Annotated in this window: 15 protein-coding genes and 1 riboswitch; of the genes, 8 read left to right on the top strand and 7 right to left on the bottom strand. The window is 39.0% G+C overall.

Features of this window, described 5'->3' with window-relative positions:
• Nucleotides 1–186: 186 nt before the first annotated feature.
• Entirely contained in the window at nt 187–1374 is a 1188-nt protein-coding gene (locus CXF76_RS01080; RefSeq protein ID WP_101162842.1) for a polysaccharide lyase family 7 protein, read from the top strand.
• Nucleotides 1375–1462: 88 nt separating this feature from the next.
• Here the strand turns inward: CXF76_RS01080 and CXF76_RS01075 are convergent, their stop codons facing one another.
• Complete coding sequence (locus CXF76_RS01075) at nt 1463–2434, bottom strand: zinc transporter ZntB (protein ID WP_101162841.1); 972 nt, start codon at nt 2432–2434, stop codon at nt 1463–1465.
• 285 nt (nt 2435–2719) lie between these two features.
• Between CXF76_RS01075 and CXF76_RS01070 the strand changes: the two genes are divergently transcribed.
• From CXF76_RS01070 to CXF76_RS01060, 3 genes are read left to right on the top strand one after another with little or no spacing between them, the layout of a single operon-like run.
• Nucleotides 2720–3154: an ATP-dependent zinc protease family protein gene (locus CXF76_RS01070; RefSeq protein ID WP_007585784.1), complete on the top strand. Its 435-nt coding sequence runs from the start codon at nt 2720–2722 to the stop codon at nt 3152–3154.
• Between the two features lie 2 nt (nt 3155–3156).
• Nucleotides 3157–4062 carry a 30S ribosomal protein S6--L-glutamate ligase gene (rimK, locus tag CXF76_RS01065; RefSeq protein WP_002961977.1) on the top strand — a complete coding sequence of 302 codons (906 nt, stop codon included), beginning with the start codon at nt 3157–3159 and terminating at the stop codon, nt 4060–4062.
• On the top strand, nt 4049–5107 hold the full coding sequence (locus CXF76_RS01060) for a succinylglutamate desuccinylase/aspartoacylase family protein (protein ID WP_024590698.1): 1059 nt from the start codon (nt 4049–4051) through the stop codon (nt 5105–5107). The genes rimK and CXF76_RS01060 overlap by 14 nt, the downstream gene beginning before the upstream one ends.
• Before the next feature lie 353 nt (nt 5108–5460).
• Here the strand turns inward: CXF76_RS01060 and CXF76_RS01055 are convergent, their stop codons facing one another.
• The 4 genes from CXF76_RS01055 to recQ form a co-directional block, all read right to left on the bottom strand.
• On the bottom strand, nt 5461–6036 hold the full coding sequence (locus CXF76_RS01055) for a mechanosensitive ion channel domain-containing protein (protein ID WP_010553281.1): 576 nt from the start codon (nt 6034–6036) through the stop codon (nt 5461–5463).
• Nucleotides 6037–6105: 69 nt separating this feature from the next.
• Nucleotides 6106–7815 carry a ShlB/FhaC/HecB family hemolysin secretion/activation protein gene (locus tag CXF76_RS01050; protein WP_024609055.1) on the bottom strand — a complete coding sequence of 570 codons (1710 nt, stop codon included), beginning with the start codon at nt 7813–7815 and terminating at the stop codon, nt 6106–6108.
• Between the two features lie 171 nt (nt 7816–7986).
• On the bottom strand, nt 7987–8271 hold the full coding sequence (locus CXF76_RS01045; protein WP_007583724.1) for a DUF3630 family protein: 285 nt from the start codon (nt 8269–8271) through the stop codon (nt 7987–7989).
• Between the two features lie 7 nt (nt 8272–8278).
• Nucleotides 8279–10102, bottom strand: coding sequence for a DNA helicase RecQ (gene recQ, locus CXF76_RS01040; protein WP_101162840.1), 1824 nt, complete (start codon nt 10100–10102; stop codon nt 8279–8281).
• Between the two features lie 385 nt (nt 10103–10487).
• Here recQ and CXF76_RS01035 point away from each other — a divergent pair, with 385 nt between their 5' ends.
• Nucleotides 10488–10943: a thioesterase family protein gene (locus tag CXF76_RS01035; protein ID WP_024590702.1), complete on the top strand. Its 456-nt coding sequence runs from the start codon at nt 10488–10490 to the stop codon at nt 10941–10943.
• Between the two features lie 51 nt (nt 10944–10994).
• Nucleotides 10995–11912, top strand: a complete 918-nt coding sequence (gene rarD / locus CXF76_RS01030) for an EamA family transporter RarD (RefSeq protein WP_024590703.1) — start codon at nt 10995–10997, stop codon at nt 11910–11912.
• Between the two features lie 17 nt (nt 11913–11929).
• Here the strand turns inward: rarD and CXF76_RS01025 are convergent, their stop codons facing one another.
• Together CXF76_RS01025 and CXF76_RS01020 are read right to left on the bottom strand one after the other, a co-directional pair.
• Nucleotides 11930–13165 carry a response regulator gene (locus CXF76_RS01025; RefSeq protein ID WP_024590704.1) on the bottom strand — a complete coding sequence of 412 codons (1236 nt, stop codon included), beginning with the start codon at nt 13163–13165 and terminating at the stop codon, nt 11930–11932.
• A gap of 86 nt (nt 13166–13251) precedes the next feature.
• The gene (locus CXF76_RS01020) at nt 13252–13626 is read right to left on the bottom strand and encodes a DUF413 domain-containing protein (RefSeq protein ID WP_002961378.1); all 375 of its coding nucleotides are present in this window, start codon (nt 13624–13626) and stop codon (nt 13252–13254) included.
• A gap of 91 nt (nt 13627–13717) precedes the next feature.
• Between CXF76_RS01020 and CXF76_RS01015 the strand changes: the two genes are divergently transcribed.
• Both CXF76_RS01015 and CXF76_RS01010 read left to right on the top strand, forming a co-directional pair.
• Nucleotides 13718–14590, top strand: coding sequence for a LysR family transcriptional regulator (locus tag CXF76_RS01015; protein ID WP_010553277.1), 873 nt, complete (start codon nt 13718–13720; stop codon nt 14588–14590).
• Nucleotides 14591–14756: 166 nt separating this feature from the next.
• The gene (locus CXF76_RS01010; protein WP_024590705.1) at nt 14757–15689 is read left to right on the top strand and encodes a porin; all 933 of its coding nucleotides are present in this window, start codon (nt 14757–14759) and stop codon (nt 15687–15689) included.
• Nucleotides 15690–15723: 34 nt separating this feature from the next.
• Nucleotides 15724–15873: riboswitch (cobalamin riboswitch) on the top strand.
• Nucleotides 15874–16211 lie beyond the last annotated feature (338 nt).

The raw sequence follows: 16211 nt of genomic DNA, 5'->3' as shown, positions 1-16211 counted from the left end.
AATAATCATTGGTAATATTTACTTGTAAACCAGGAGTGGTTTTTTTTACATTTAAGTTATTACCAATTACACATAAAAACACAAGTTAAAACCTGTTTACAGGCGGTGATCTAGGCTCAAGTGAAATACTCATTTATAGCCATGTAGTAAGATTTTTTCATGTACAGGTTTGGAGAAATAAAGATAATGATTAACCAAAAATCCCTATTTATGCTTGCAGCAATGACTGCTAGCTCAAGTTTTGTACAAGCGGCAACTGTTAATAATGCTGGATTTGAAGATGGTTGGAATAACTGGAATGAAACAGAACCAGCGGCTATTTCAGGTAGTGCTTACAAGGGCTCTAAATCATTAAAAATTCAAGGTAGCCCAGGGCGTGTTTACCAGAATGTAGATGTAGATCGCAATACTCAGTACACGTTAAGTGCGTACGTACTTGGCAAGGGACAAATCGGCATTAACGATCTTAATGGTTTGTTTAAAAGTGAGAAATTTAACGTTTCTTCGTGGACAAAAGTATCTAAAACTTTCACCACAGCTAATACAGGTTCGCTACAAGTATTTGCTAAGCATGATAAGAGCTCAAGCGATGTTCGTTTTGATGACTTTTCGTTAACTAAGGGGAGTTCTTCTGGCGGCGGAGACACAGGTGGTGGTGATACTGGCGGTGGCGACACTGGTAGTGGCTCAGGTATAGCAAGCAACATCACCAACGGTAGTATTTTTGACCTTGAAGGTAACGATCCTCATCCATTAGTAAATAGCGACACTTTAGAGTTTGTTCCTCTAGAAGCGCGTCATATCACTCCAAACGGGAATGGCTGGCGTCATGAATATAAAGTAAAAGAAAGTGCACGTGTTGCAATGACCGAAACCTATGAGGTTTTTGAAGCAACTGTAAAAGTTGAAATGTCAGATGGTGGTAAAACGATTATTTCTCAGCACCACGCTAGCGATACGGGTACGATTTCAAAAGTATATGTTTCAGATACTGATGAATCCGGTTTTGATGATAGCGTAGCAGATAACGGGATTTTTGACGTTTATGTTCGCCTGCGTAACACCAGTGGTAAAGAAGAAAAGCATGCACTAGGTACTATCAGAAGTGGTGGTTCATTCAATCTAAAAGTAGTTAATAATTACGGTGATGTAGATGTGACTGCATTAGGTACTACCTTTGGTATTCCGGTAGAAGATGATTCAGAATCTTACTTTAAGTTTGGTAATTATTTACAATCACAAGACCCATATACACTAGATGAGTGTGGCGAGTCAGGAAACTCAGATTCATTTAAAGAGTGCTTTAAAGATTTAGGAATTACAAAAGCTAAAGTAACAATGACTGACGTTAGTTATACGCGTAAAACTAACTAATTATTTAGTAGTTTAGAAAGCCACTCAGTTTAAAACTGAGTGGCTTTTTTAATGCTTTTTTAATGCTTTTTAAATGTATAAACTTAATTTATAACCATTTTTTATTTTTAAAATACACACCAATACCGCCAGTAAGTACAATCAAAAATATAACAAACGCACTAAATGCATAGGGGCTCTCGGTACCCGGAATACCTCCTACGTTTACGCCTAACAGGCCGGTTAAAAAGCCTAAAGGTAAAAACAATGCAGCCACAACCGACATTACATACATACGCTGATTTAATTGCTCAGACACTTGGTTAGTGATTGTTTGCTGAATGATTTGCGCACGTTCAATAGAGCTATCAAGCTCCTCTAAATAACGAATAAGTAAGTTTGTTGTTTCGTTTAATTTTGCTTTATCGTCATCTAACAGCCACGGGTAGTGATTATTTACCATTGAGCTAAGGGCTTCTTTTTGCGGTTTTAAATAACGCTTTAAGGCAATTGTTTGACGGCGCAACTGTGATAAACCTTGGTTATCAAACTTTTTACTTGGTTCATCTATTTCTTCTTCAAACTCGTCGAGTGTTTCATCTAGTGAGTCAATAACGCTTTGCATACGTGAGGTTAATTTTTGTGTAATAGAGCACACTAATTCAGAAATATTGCATGGGCCTTTATTTTCATTTAAACAGGCGAGCGTATCTTGCACCGATAATAAACGACGTTTGCGGGTAGTAATAAGAATGTCTTCGCTAATAAATAAACGAATTGAAACCATGTCTTCAGGGCTTTGTGCTGGATTTAAATTTACACCACGTAAAAATAACATATGTCCGTTAGTCGTTGATGTAATTCGCGGGCGTGTTTCATCAGCAATTAAGGACTCTAATTCGTAATCGTTTAAATGAGGCTGTGCCTTGAGCCACTCAACAGCCTCGCTTTGGCTATAGTCCATGTGCACCCAAAGTTTTCCGTGGCTTGGTTGCCAGCTATTTAGCTCATTAGTGCTTTCAATAGGGCGAGCGCCGCCTTGTCCATCAAGTACAAGTGCATGTAGTAAACCATTAATCATAATTATTTCTCATAATAGTGTATTTTTAATACCGTTAACTATAGTGTATCTACTTAAGTATTTTAAACTTACCTTTATTTTTAATAAGTTAAGCTTAAATAGCAAAATATATGCAGAGCCTTTGGGCTGAGTAAAGTGGCATAAAGTACTATTCAGCAAGGCGTGCATTGTGTGACCAGTTGTTTAAAAAGATCAATTTAATTTACTAATCGACTAGATAAATTTATTTCGTTGGTGTTTTTTTACCTGTAGCGTATAAGTCACTTTTTTATTAAGGGCACATTTATGACAGCAAAGATCACAGTTGGTTGGCGTGAGTGGTTAAGTTTACCTGGGCTTGGTATTAACGAGATAAAAGCAAAAATTGATACTGGCGCTCGCACTTCATGTATTCATGCAATTAACATTGAAGAATACGAAGTTGACTCAGAAAAATGGGTTAAATTTACGGCCCAGCCACTGCAAGATGATGAGCAAACACAAGTCACTTGCAATGCAAAAGTTAAAAAAATGAAGTACGTAACCAGCTCAAGTGGGCAAAAAGAGTTACGTTACTTTATAGAAACTACATTGCATGCAGGCGAGCATAGCTGGCCTATCGAGCTTACTTTAACAAGCCGTGCAACAATGAAGTTTAGAATGTTATTAGGGCGTACAGCCATGGAAAATCGTATAGTCGTTGACCCGGCTTTATCTCAACTATTAGGTCGTAAGGTTTAACTATGAAAATCGGTATTTTATCTCGCAACAGAAAATTATATTCAACACGTCGCTTAATTGAGGCGGCAGAGGCACGCGGTCACGAAGTTAAAGTGATTGATGCATTGCGCTGTTATATGAATATCAACTCTGAGCAACCAGAAATTCACTATCGCGGTGAAAACTTAAAAGAATTTGACGCAATCGTCCCGCGTATTGGTGCATCGGTTACATTTTATGGCTGTTCGGTACTTCGTCAGTTTGAAATGATGGGTGTTTACCCTGTAAACGAATCAGTCGCTATTTCTCGTTCGCGCGATAAATTACGCTCACTTCAGTTACTTTCGCGCAAAGGCGTTGGTATGCCAGTAACAGGTTTTGCTAGCAAACCAGATGATGTAAAAGACTTACTAGAAATGGTAGGCGGTGCACCTGTTGTAATTAAATTACTTGAAGGCACACAAGGCATTGGTGTTGTACTTGCTGAAACACGCAAAGCGGCAGAAAGTGTTATTGAAGCATTTATGGGCTTAAAAGCTAATATTATGGTTCAGGAATACATTAAAGAAGCGGGTGGTGCCGATATACGTTGTTTCGTATTAGGCGATAAAGTAATAGCAGCTATGAAGCGCCAAGCACAAGAAGGTGAGTTCCGCTCTAACCTTCACCGTGGTGGTAGTGCTACATTAGTTCGTATTACTCCAGAGGAGCGTAAAACGGCAGTAGCGGCGGCTAAATCAATGGGCTTGAACGTAGCGGGAGTTGATTTACTTCGCTCATCTCGTGGACCACTTGTGATGGAAGTAAACTCATCACCAGGTTTAGAGGGCATTGAAATAGCAACAGGTAAAGACATTGCAGGCATGGTGATTGATTTCATCGAAAAAAATGCCTCAAGTAAAGGAACAGCAACACGTGGCAAAGGTTAAAATTAACCGTCCTTTTACCTTATTAGGAGAGAGTGTAGGCGTAGGCGAGCGTAAAACACTTGCCTTAGAGGCAGCTAAACTTTATACCCATTCACCACTTAATATTCCTATTGAAGTGGTTAACGGTGTAATGGAAGGTCCTGTGCTTATGGTGTGTGCGGCTATTCATGGTGATGAGCTAAATGGCGTAGAAGTTGTGCGTCAGTTAATTGCTAAAATAGACCCAAGCCAATTGCGCGGTACAATAATCGCTGTGCCTATTGTGAATGTGTTTGGCTTTATTCATAAATCGCGTTATTTACCAGACCGACGCGATATGAACCGTAGTTTCCCAGGTTCTGAGCGTGGCTCACTTGCTGGGCGTATGGCTTATATGTTTTTTAATCAAGTGGCAATACATTGTACCCACATTATTGATTTACATACTGGCGCTATTCATCGAACTAACTTACCGCAAATTCGCGCTAACTTAGCTGATGAAGCAACCGCTGAAATGGCTAAAGCATTCGGCACGCCAGCAGTTATAGATGCATCATTGCGTAATGGCTCATTACGAAGTGAAGCAGCAAACCTAGGTATACCGGTTATAACCTATGAAGCTGGTGAAGCACTGCGTTTTGATCCAATCGCAATTGCGGCAGGTGTGCAGGGTGTTGATTATGTTATGCGTCATTTAAAAATGATCCGTGGCAAGCGTCCTAAAAAGTTACCAGATCCTATTATTGCAGGTTCAACTAGTTGGATACGTGCCGAAGTTGATGGTATTGTGCGTGCACAAGTATCACTGGGTGAGCATGTAACTAAAGGGCAAGTACTTGCTTATATTAGTAGCCCACTAGGTGACTCTGAGCTTGAGCTTTTAGCGCCTAAAGGCGGTATTGTTATTGGTCAGCAAACTATGCCATTAGTAAATGAAGGTGATGCGGTATTCCACCTTGCTTACTTTGCAAATGACAATAGTTTAGTAGAGCAGCAACTAGAGAACTTTATTGATGAAATAAACGATTTAGATGACGAGCTTAAAACAGCTGAACTAAATAACTAATAGCTAGGGCGTGTTTAACTTTGCGGATTGAAATTTGTTCAATCTAGGGGCGATTAAATCGCGGCGCGAGGTTTGTAACCTAGTGGGCTAAGTAAAAACCGAGTAACAAAGAGTTTATCGCCCCTAGGCAGAACCCGAAGGGCAGCGCATGTTTGGCATTTATGCTGCGTTATCGCCTATTTATGGGGAGTAACCACACTTCATAGGCTCTGCCTTGCCTAAAAACCAAACATACTGCTGCAAATTCAACCATCAAAGATCAACACGCCCTAGTCTTAATTGTGGTTAGTTAAGCATTAAAAAAGCCGCAGAAGGTAATTATCTTCTGCGGCTTTTTTGTGACAATTACTTTTTTAACTATGTTTTTTAGGGCCAATAATACGCTTTATAACGGGAGCTTTTGTTGGCTTTGGTTCTTTATTTAAAACCATGACAGGGCGTGTCACAAATAAATTATTAGGGTAAATTACACGGTGCCCATCAATATGCTCAAGTACTACATTCATTAAGCCCATTTCAACAATGCGCCCTTCAATATGATTCGCACCATCAATAATTCGTACCCAATAGCCAACACGGCAATCGTTTTGAATAAACATTAGTAAAAATGCGGTTAGGTTACTCAGTAATGACCAAGCGGCAAAAAGCGCTACGCCTAACATAGCGAATAAAGAGGAGCCTAAAACCAGTAAGCCACGAAGCTCTATACCCCAAAATACTAAAACTAAACACAGCACGACAAAGGCGAGTATAATTTTTAGTAAGAGCTCTGCACGGTATTTTCGGTGTAAATCAACTTTCCCCTTAATTGCTTTTTCGAGTAATTTTTTGGTTATTTTTAATAGCAGAGGGAAAACCAAAATAGCGATTATAGTTACAATTAACTTATATTGTGATGCAAACAATTCTAAAACTTCTATTATTTCCACATTAGGCCCTGAACTTTTATACCAATTTAATTTAATTCAATTGGTATTAGTTTAACGCGTTTGTATTATTTAAAAAGTGTTTTTAACGCTTACTAACCACTGTACTGAGTCTACGTCATCGTAGCTATCAACTGGGGCTGCAATATCAATGTGGATCATGGTTCCTGAGTTTGCACGACTCGGTGCTAAACGAAGACCCACGCCTATATTTTTTAATACATGTGCGTTTTCACCATTATCTTTATCGTTAAACCATGCTCTGCCCACATCTACAAAAGCTGCGCCACCCACTTTAAATAGTTGTAGTAAATCGTACTCCCAGTAATAGCGCTTTTCTAGATTAACTAAAAAGCTGCGGTCGCCATGTTGATAATCCATAGGGTAACCACGCAGGCCTGTTTCGCCGCCTAAAGTAAGCTGTTGATCAGCAGTAAGGTTTTTTGCGTATTGCACCCGGGCTTTAACATACCAAGATTGATCTTCACTGGTATTTAAATAATATTGCACTTGGCTGGTGGCCATAAAGTTTTCGAGTTTTTTCTGTTCTTTATTCCAATAGCCATCAATATCAGCACTAAAACGCCATAAGGTATTATCGTTAGTAAAGTGGGCTTTTTTAAAGTTAAAAGAATACACCGCGCGGCTGTCGTCATTACTTAATGATTCGTCTGAATAGCCAATTAAGCTTTTAATATTCCAACCTAAGTTTAAATCCTCAGTGCGAGATATACTGTCAAAATTGCGTACTTTTATGTAGTTATCTTCAAACCAATGGCCGCTTATAAAGGGATAACTTAAACTTCTGTCATCGGCAAGTGGTGCAAATGTAGTGTCTATAGCTTCAAAGGTATGCTGCTCGTCGGTATAACCTAAGGTTAAGCGTTGGGTCCAATTATTATTAAGCGCTTTAGAGTGTCCTATAAATGCACGGTTTAAATCAGTAGTTTGATCAAATTCGCTAAACTCTTCGCCGCGTTTATATAGTGACTCTTCGCGCTGCTCAGAATAGCTTAAAATACCGTAACTAAAAGGGGTGTCTATCGCGTAAAATGGATAGGTTAGCTCAAGTAAATGGCGCTTGCCATCGCTGTTATCAGCGTACTCTAAACGGCCGCGGTAGCGAGTAGATAAAATATTAGGATCGTCGTAAACAAATAAATAACCGCTACGATCGCTGTCGGTCGTGCGTGACAACGAAAGGCGCTTCCCCCAACCAAGCAGGTTTGATTCTCTAAAACCTATACTCGATTTATTTTCTCCACCGCTACGGCTAAAGTTTACTTCAGGTAAAAGTGTCCATAAATCACGGGTAACCACTTCTACATTAACGTCACCGTCGCAGTTTTCGATTGCACTAATTTGTGCATCATATAAGTAGCTTTCTTTACGAAGTAGGCGCTCAGACTCTGCAAGCTTTTTAGCATCGTACTTGTCACCAGGGGAGAATAATAAAAGGTTATTAATGACATCGGGCTCTGTTTGAATATGAGCGCGGTTAGCAAATCGGAATAGGGCATTATTTTCCTCTTCAAGCTCAGTATTAAATACATTAAGTTGCTTGAGCTTTATTGAGGCTATTTTAGCGTTACTATTACTGTGCGTGAGGGTTGTTTTGTCTTGGACTTCTCGGCGTAAGTTTTTATTTGTGCTTAAATCTGTCTGTTCTACAAGGCAGTTATCAGTTTTCGTTGAAGATTGTTGTGCGAATGCATTAGGCACATAAAAGCTTAAAACCGTTAAGCTAATACAACATTGTGCTATCCATTTCTTGTTCACCATTAAACCTCTTTACTGCTACGTAGCAAATGACTATCGTAATATCAGCTTACATCATTGTTATTATAATGTAAGTAAAAGGTATGGATTTTGAAACTAATTAATTGTTACTCATATTCACTTATGTTAATAACCAACCTGGTTTAGAACCGCCTGTGGGCGGGATATTAAAAGCTAACTTAAATAAAATGCTAAAGCGGCTAATAAGTGCTCAGCTTCATGGCCTTCGGCATTAATCCAAATACTTTGGCTGTAATGCTCATAGTTTAAATTAAAGGTCTGCTGATTATAGGTAAAGCGAACTTGATGGCGATCGGCGCCTGCAGAATACTCATTGAGTGTTACATCGTCTGAGTGTAAAAAGAGTGTGCTCCACAGTTCAAAGTCTTCATCGTGTGGAGGCTCGACTGGTGTAATTAAAATGTATTTATGGGCGTGGTCATATTCTATTTGGGTCATAACATTCTTAATTTGTAGCTAGGTAATTGCGAATTGCAGTTAAAAATTCGCCGCCGTACTTATTTAACTTAGTAAAACCCACACCCGACACTTTTAAAAATTCACTGTCGTTTGTTGGCATAAGCTGCGCCATTTCGGCTAGCGTTTTATCATTAAATACCACATAAGGTGGTACATCGTCGGCATCAGCAAGTTCTTTACGTAGTGCGCGAAGGCGAGCAAACAGTTTTTTGTCGTAATTAAATTGTGCTAATTTATCTTGATAAACGTGTTTGGCTTGCAGGCGTGGCTCGGCTAGTTGCAGTGCGTACTCACCTTTTAAAATTGCACGCGCGGCTTCGGTTAAGCGAAGCGACGCACCTTGCGTTATATCTTGGCTAAGTAAACCTTGATGAATAAGCTGGCGTAAAATACTGAGCCAAAATTCACTACTTTTATCTTTACCTATGCCGTAAGTACTTAGCTCATGATGATTGTTATCGCGTATGCGACTAGTGTTTGCACCACGTAGTAATTCAACAATGTACCCAAGACCAAAGCGTTGGTCAGCTCTATATACACACGAAAGTGCTTGTTGGGCAACCAATGTACCGTCAAAGCTTTTAGGTGGATTTAGACAAATATCGCAGTTACCACAAGGTTCGCGCTTATACTCACTAAAATAGTTAAGTAATATTTGGCGGCGACACGTTTGTGCTTCTGCAAAGCTTGCCATTGCGTTAAAGCGTTGTTCTTCTACACGGCGGCGTTGCTCGTCGTCTATGTCTTCAAAAAAACGTCTTACACGGCCAATATCAGCTGGGTCAAAATACATTATGGCTTCTGCGGCAAGTCCATCTCGCCCAGCTCGGCCTGTTTCTTGATAGTACGACTCTATACTTTTTGGAATATCGTAATGCAGTACAAAACGCACGTTAGGCTTGTTTATACCCATACCAAAGGCAACGGTTGCGACCACTATTTGTATATCGTCACGGGCAAAACCAGTTTGTACAAATTGTCGTTGCTCGTTACTCATACCTGCATGGTAAGCGGCAGCGTTTAGCCCTGCATCTGCAATTTTTTCAGCAATGTCGTCTACGCGTTTACGGCTAGTGCAATAAATAATACCGCTCTGGCTTTTTTGCTCCTTTAGGTAGCGAAGCAATTGCACCATAGGTTTAAATTTTTCTTCTATGGTGTAGCGAATATTGGGGCGATCAAAGCTGCCAGTATGAATATAAGGCTGTTGTAATTTTAGTTGCTCAACTATATCAAACCGTGTGGCTTTATCGGCAGTTGCAGTGAGCGCCATCATGGGTACATGTGCAAAACGTTGCTTTAATTCGTTTAAGCGAAAGTAATGAGGCCTAAAATCGTGACCCCAATGCGACACACAATGCGCTTCGTCAATGGCAAATAAGCTTACATTTAAATGCGATAAACGCTCTAAAAATTCGCGTTGTAATACTTTTTCAGGTGCCACATATAAAAGCTTAATTTGCCCCTGATGAAGCTGTTGATACACCAATTGCTGCTCTTCTCGGGCTAAGCTGTTATTTACGTAAGCGGCTTTAACCCCAAGTGCTTGTAGTTGACTTACCTGATCTTGCATTAGCGAAATAAGCGGAGATATAACAATAGTGACGCCTTCAAGCACTAAAGCGGGTATTTGATAGCAAACCGATTTTCCGCCGCCAGTAGGGAGCAATACAAGCGAGTCTTGGCCGTTAATAGCAGCATCAATAACTGTTTTTTGGCCGTCGCGAAATTCACTGTAGCCAAACACTTGTTTGAGGACAGTTTCGGGTTTACGCACAAGGGTGCTAGAAGGTGGTGTTGATGTATTCATTGGCGGGTATTTTAGTGGTTTTTTAGTGAGATGTCTTTAGCTGAGTTACTTATACCAATCCGCAATACTACTTAATCAATTTGAGGGATCAAATCTGACGCTAGCTGCGTTAAAAATTTCTGATATAGAACAACTAAATAACGAGTTTTTTGCCTTGTTATAGACACTATTTTCTTACCTCCAGATAGATCACTTAATTAAGCTAATTGGTATTAACCTCAACTCTATTGTAAGTAAATTAAACTCTGGTAGTGTTGAAACCGCTTATTAAGATAGATCTGCTTTCTTAAAGTTAGGTTGCTAAGTAAATGATTTAACTAGAACCTCGTAGTTTTGCTTAAGTTATGCTTTACTCATCGTACCAGTTTAAACATAGAGAATAATAATGAATAAAGAAATGTTAATTGAACAAGTGGGTGCATTATTTGTAAATGGCATGCCGTTCAACCAGTTTTTACAAATATCGGTTGAGTCTTTAAGCCCTGAACAGGCCAAAATTACGTTTCCGTGGCAGGATGTACTCATTGGTAACCCTGCGCAAAAAATACTGCACGGTGGTGTTATTTCAGCCGTACTTGATAATGTAGGCGGTATGCTCGCTGCAGCAAGCGTGATTGATAAGCTCACCGATTTAGATATCACAAGTGTGCAAACAAAATTAGCCACGCTTGGGACTATCGACTTGCGCACTGATTATTTGCGCCCTGGTAAAGGAGAGACCTTTACAGCGAGTGCCACACTTATTCGCTCAGGTAATAAAGTGTGTGTTTGTCGAATGGAATTACATAATGAGCAATCAGTTCAAATTGCTTTTGGGACAGGCACGTATTTAGTTGGATAAAACGTGTATGGGAAGTAAACTAGCGGCCTTTTAAATCACTAAGTGTTTATTATGTCGATTGATACTGAGCAGCGTAAAGGTGCTATTTTTGCTTGTCTTGCTTTTTTTATGTGGGGCCTTGCGCCAATATATTTTAAGTTAATTCAGCATGTTTCTGCCTTTGAAATTTTAATGCATCGGGTTGTTTGGTCGGTTGTATTTTTAGTGCTAGTAGTAAGTGTTTTAAAGTATTGGGATAAAGTTAAACGCATTATTGTTCAGCCTAAGCTTTTGCTTATGCTTGTTATTACCTCAACATTACTAGGGTTTAACTGGGGTTTATTTATATGGGCTATAAATAATAACCATATGCTTGATGCGAGTTTGGGCTATTACATAAACCCTCTTTTAAATGTATTACTGGGTATGCTCTTTTTAGGTGAACGCCTGCGTAAGTTTCAAGGTGTAGCAGTGGCACTGGCCTTTACCGGTGTTGTGCTGCAGCTAATTAGTTTTGGCTCGTTTCCGGTAGTGGCATTTTCATTAGCTATATCGTTTGCGCTTTATGGTTTGTTACGTAAAAAACTACCCGTTGAAGCCTTGCCAGGCATTTTGCTTGAAGCACTTATATTACTGCCTGTTGCACTCATTTATTGGTGGTTAATGGCACCTTCTGCAACATCAAGCCTGCCAGCTAACGATTGGCATACTAATGCATTACTGATTAGTGCAGGTATTGTAACTACATTACCACTGCTGTGTTTTACTGGCGCCGCTAAGCGTTTGCAATACACTACATTAGGCTTTTTTCAGTATATTGGGCCAAGCCTAATGTTTATACTAGCTGTGGTGTTTTATGGTGAAGTGTTTGATGCAGAGCGTGTAGTAACATTTGCATGTATTTGGAGTGCACTGGCTATTTTTAGTTGGGACTCTTACCATCAATCGCGCAAACGTAAAAAAGCGGCTATTACAGCCGCAGAAGTATAATTAAGCTAATAGAGCTGCTAGCTAACTACTTTATTACGACCAGATTCTTTAGCGTCGTAAAGCTTTAAGTCGGCCTGTTTTAATAATTCATCAATTTGATAAACAGGCCCGTTTGCAAAACCAATAGAAATGGTGAATTTTATTTTAGCTTTACTAAACTCCTGGCTATTCATTTCTATAAAGTACCTAAAACCTTCAAGTCTTTTTAGTGCTTCTTGTTTATCCGCATTTGCAAAGTAAACGGCAAACTCTTCACCACCTAAGCGGGCTACTAAATACTTTTTAAAATATTTACTAAAGCAAATAGAGAGTCCTTTTAATACTTCGTCGCCAACATCGTGCCCGTATGTATCGTTAATTGATTTAAAGTGATCAATATCAAGCATAGCTAAAGCACCATCACCTTTAGTATGTTTTATTTGCTTTAATGATTTTTCAGCTTCTTCAAAAAAGTAACGACGATTTGGTAAATTGGTTAAATAATCCGTGTTGGCTTGTCGCCTTATAGTGGCTATAAGTTCTAACATATCGACGTTTTGACTAAGCCTGCAGTAAAACTCTTCGCTATTAAAAGGTTTATGTAAATAATCGTTTGCGCCATTTTTTAAAAATAAACTAGAAAGCCCTACATAGTCAGAGCCCGAAATACCAATAATGGCTTTTTCGTCGTTGCTATATAAGCGGCGAATTTCGCTACATAACTCATCACCATTCATGTTTGGCATTTCGTTATCAGTAATGATGACTGAAATGTCGGGTGAATTTTCGAGCATTTTTAATGCTTCTTTTCCGTCTTGTGCTTCAATAATTTGATATTTGTGACGAACTAATAGGCTGCAAATGTATCGGCGAGTCGATTTAGAGTCATCAACAACCAGTACTTTTACATTTTCGTTGCGGGGTAAGCGATGCAATTGTTTTTCGAGGTATTGGTATGCTTGTTTGTTTTCTTTAATGATGTAATCGATGATTGGGTATTTTTCTACAGTGTCGCGAGTTTTTTTATCAATATTGCCCGTCATTACAATAGTTGGAATGTCTGCATTAATAGTACAAGGTACAGCTTCACCAGATGGGGCATCAGGTAATATGAAGTCAACTACAGCGCAAAAATAGCTATTTTTACTTATAAGCTCTTTTGTTTGCGCTAATGACTCAGCTATATCAACTTCATAACCAGCCTTAAGCGCGATGTGCTTTTGCACTCGCGCCATTGCAGGTGTATCTTCAACTATTAGTATTTTTCGCGTCACGGAACAACCCTGTTTATATTTTGCAAAAATATTTGCTTATACAAGTTGTAACTGTTAAAACGCAAAAAAGCAAATAACTTAAGTACTTACAGATTATCCGCTTCTGAATAATACTCTTGGCTAATCGGTGCCGGCCCTGACATTTTTGAGCGGCCAAATAAAGTATGAAACTTAGTTTTGCAAGTCGTTAGTTTTAAGTATTTTACCCAAGCTCGTTCGATTGGGTTGGTAGGTTCTTGTGAGCCAGTTACGACTGCTACAAACTGTTCTTGGTGTTCGTTTTGCGGCTCAATTGTTTTACTGTATAAGCCTTTTAAAACAACTCCGTGTTGTTCAAGTATGCTGGCTTCTAATAAGGTGAAGTTTCCGCTGCGGCTAAAGCCTCGTGGAAAGTTTTGATCATCATAAAATTGACGTTGGCTAACAAATGCTTGGCGTAGTAATGAAATGTTATTGCTCATAGCTTTATCCTCATACCTTAGTAATTAGCTGGAGTATGATGCAAGTTTGGCAATTTATTAAACAAATTATTTTTATCGTGAGGATAAAAAATTGGATATCGATTTATTAAAAACATTCGTTGAGGTAGTGCGTACGCGTCACTTTGGTAAAGCGGCCGAAAACCTTTATATTACGCAGTCTGCAGTGAGCTTTAGAATTCGCCAATTAGAGCAAGGACTTGGTGTTAATTTGTTTATTCGCCAGCGTAATAACATTCAACTTACAGCACCTGGCGAGCGTTTATTACCCCATGCACAAATGATTATTACGGGCATGCAGCGGGCCAAAGTCGATGTTGCACTTGCCGACAATATGCATAAGCAAATTAGCTTAGCAGGAACGCCTAATATTTGGGATGCTTTTTTACAGTTTGGTATAACAAATATTGTATCGGCGATGCCGGGCGTGTCATTAGTCGCAGAAGTTAAAGCACAACAAGAAAGCACTCGGCTGTTATTAGAACGCACGCTTGATTTGGCAATATTGTTTGATCCACCAAAAGTAGACGAGTTAGTAGTAGAGCGAATCTGTGAGTTGCCAATCATTCCAGTAAGCGGATACGACACTGCAACGAACGAAAACTTTTTTGATAATCAGTATGTATATGTTGATTGGGGAACTACTTTCTCACTTTGGCATGCACGCCAGTTTACTGGAAAAACCCCTCCTTATTTTAGAACTAGCACAGGACGTATTGCACTTGATTTAATACTGCAATGTGGCGGCAGTGCGTTTATACCTCAAGTATTGGTAGAAGGGCATTTAGAAAAAGGTGAGTTGTTTCATGTTAAAGGGGTAGAAAACACCTCAAGAGACGTATTTATTGCGTATCACAGAGACAACGAGCAAAAAGAGCTAATAGAAACCTTAGTTAATTTACTTTCGCAAATGACGCCAAGCTTGTCATTAAAGCAAGGTAAGTAAGTTCGGCCGTTTATTAAGCTTTCATGTTATTTTGATTTCACATTTAATGCATTTTTATTAATAAAAAAAGACATTAATATTTCCATTGTAATATTACTGTCATTTAGCGGTGACAAAATGCAGCAGTTTTAAAAATTAGTCTTTTGTGATTATCCAAGGAAATAACATGAAATTTGTAAAATCGAGCTTATGCTTAGCACTATTAAGTGGTTTATCTTTTAATGCACTTGCTGATGTAGACATTTACGGTAAAGCGAATGTAACAGTGCAATCATCTGATGATGGCGAAGGGTCTTTTACTGAGATAAAAAGTAATGCATCTCGTCTTGGTGTTAAAGGTTCTGAAAAAATAAATGATAGTTTAGAAGCGGTATATAAGTTTGAGTTTCAAGTGGATGTGTCTGATGCTGATTCAAAAGGCGATAACGACGACAATATTTCTGCGCGTAACCAATACGTTGGTTTAAAAGGTGCGTTTGGCCAAGTGGTTATTGGTCGTAACGATACTGCGCTTAAACAATCTCAAGGTAAGTTAGATTTATTTAACGATCTTGAAGGCGACATTAAAAATGTATTTAAAGGTGAAAACCGCTTAGGAAATACAGTTAGTTATTCATCAAACTCATACGAAGGCTTTAAAGTACTTGCTACTTTTGTAGCTGAAGACGATGTAGACGCTGATAACGGCTATTCAATGGCGGTGACATACGGTGACGTGGCACTTAAAAAGAGCGCGGTATACGCCTCTATTGCAGCCGATAGCGAAGTAAATGGCTATGATGTAGTGCGTGCATCAATCCAAGGTAAAGTTGAAAACTTTAAATTGGGCGCAATGTACCAAACACAAGAAGCAGTAGATGGCAGCGCAGAAGCGGATGGTTACTTGCTAAATGCTGCTTACAGCATGGGTAACAACACATTTAAAGTGCAATACCAAGATATGGACTTTGACGACAGCGACGATAAGTCAGCAATTTCAGTTGGTCTTGATCACAAATTAAATAAAAATATTAAAGTATTTGGTTTTTATTCAAGCTTCGATATGGACAACAACGTTGACCAAGACTACGTAGGCTTAGGTATGGAATACAAGTTTTAACGATTAGTTAAAACACTCCCTTTTTAACCGCGCTCTTTTGAGTGCGGTTTTTTTTGCTTTAAATTATTTACTTAGCCGCCCATAATAGAGCTTCATTTGGAATGAGGTGCGAGTCCTCGACTGTTCCCGCAACTGTAAGCAGCTGAGCTGTAAGTCAGATACAAATGGTATAATACCAATTTTATTAAAAACATGATCTTTCTAGCGAATTAAATAACTTACTAACTTAGTTAAAAATTATTGATATACGACTGCATGGATGCAGAGCAATGCAGGGAGCAATTAGTGATAACAACTATATGTCATAATTTCCGCCTTGTTATTAAGCTATTTATTTGTCGCTATAATAAATCACTAATTTAATGTAATTGGTATGAATTCTTTTAACGAGCGGGTTTACTCATTTTTTCTTGTAGTGCATTAGTATTTTTATCGCATTTTTAGTGAGTTTAACCTAGGGTCTGCTGAACTTTGCGGATTAAAATTTGTTCAAACTAGGGGCTATTTAATCGCGGCGCGAGG

The sequence above is a fragment of the Pseudoalteromonas sp. 78C3 genome, assembly GCF_002836695.1.
Taxonomy (GTDB): domain Bacteria; phylum Pseudomonadota; class Gammaproteobacteria; order Enterobacterales; family Alteromonadaceae; genus Pseudoalteromonas; species Pseudoalteromonas arctica.
The sequence above is the reverse complement of the archived record's forward strand: the minus strand, read 5'-3'. Positions and strand labels throughout refer to the sequence as shown.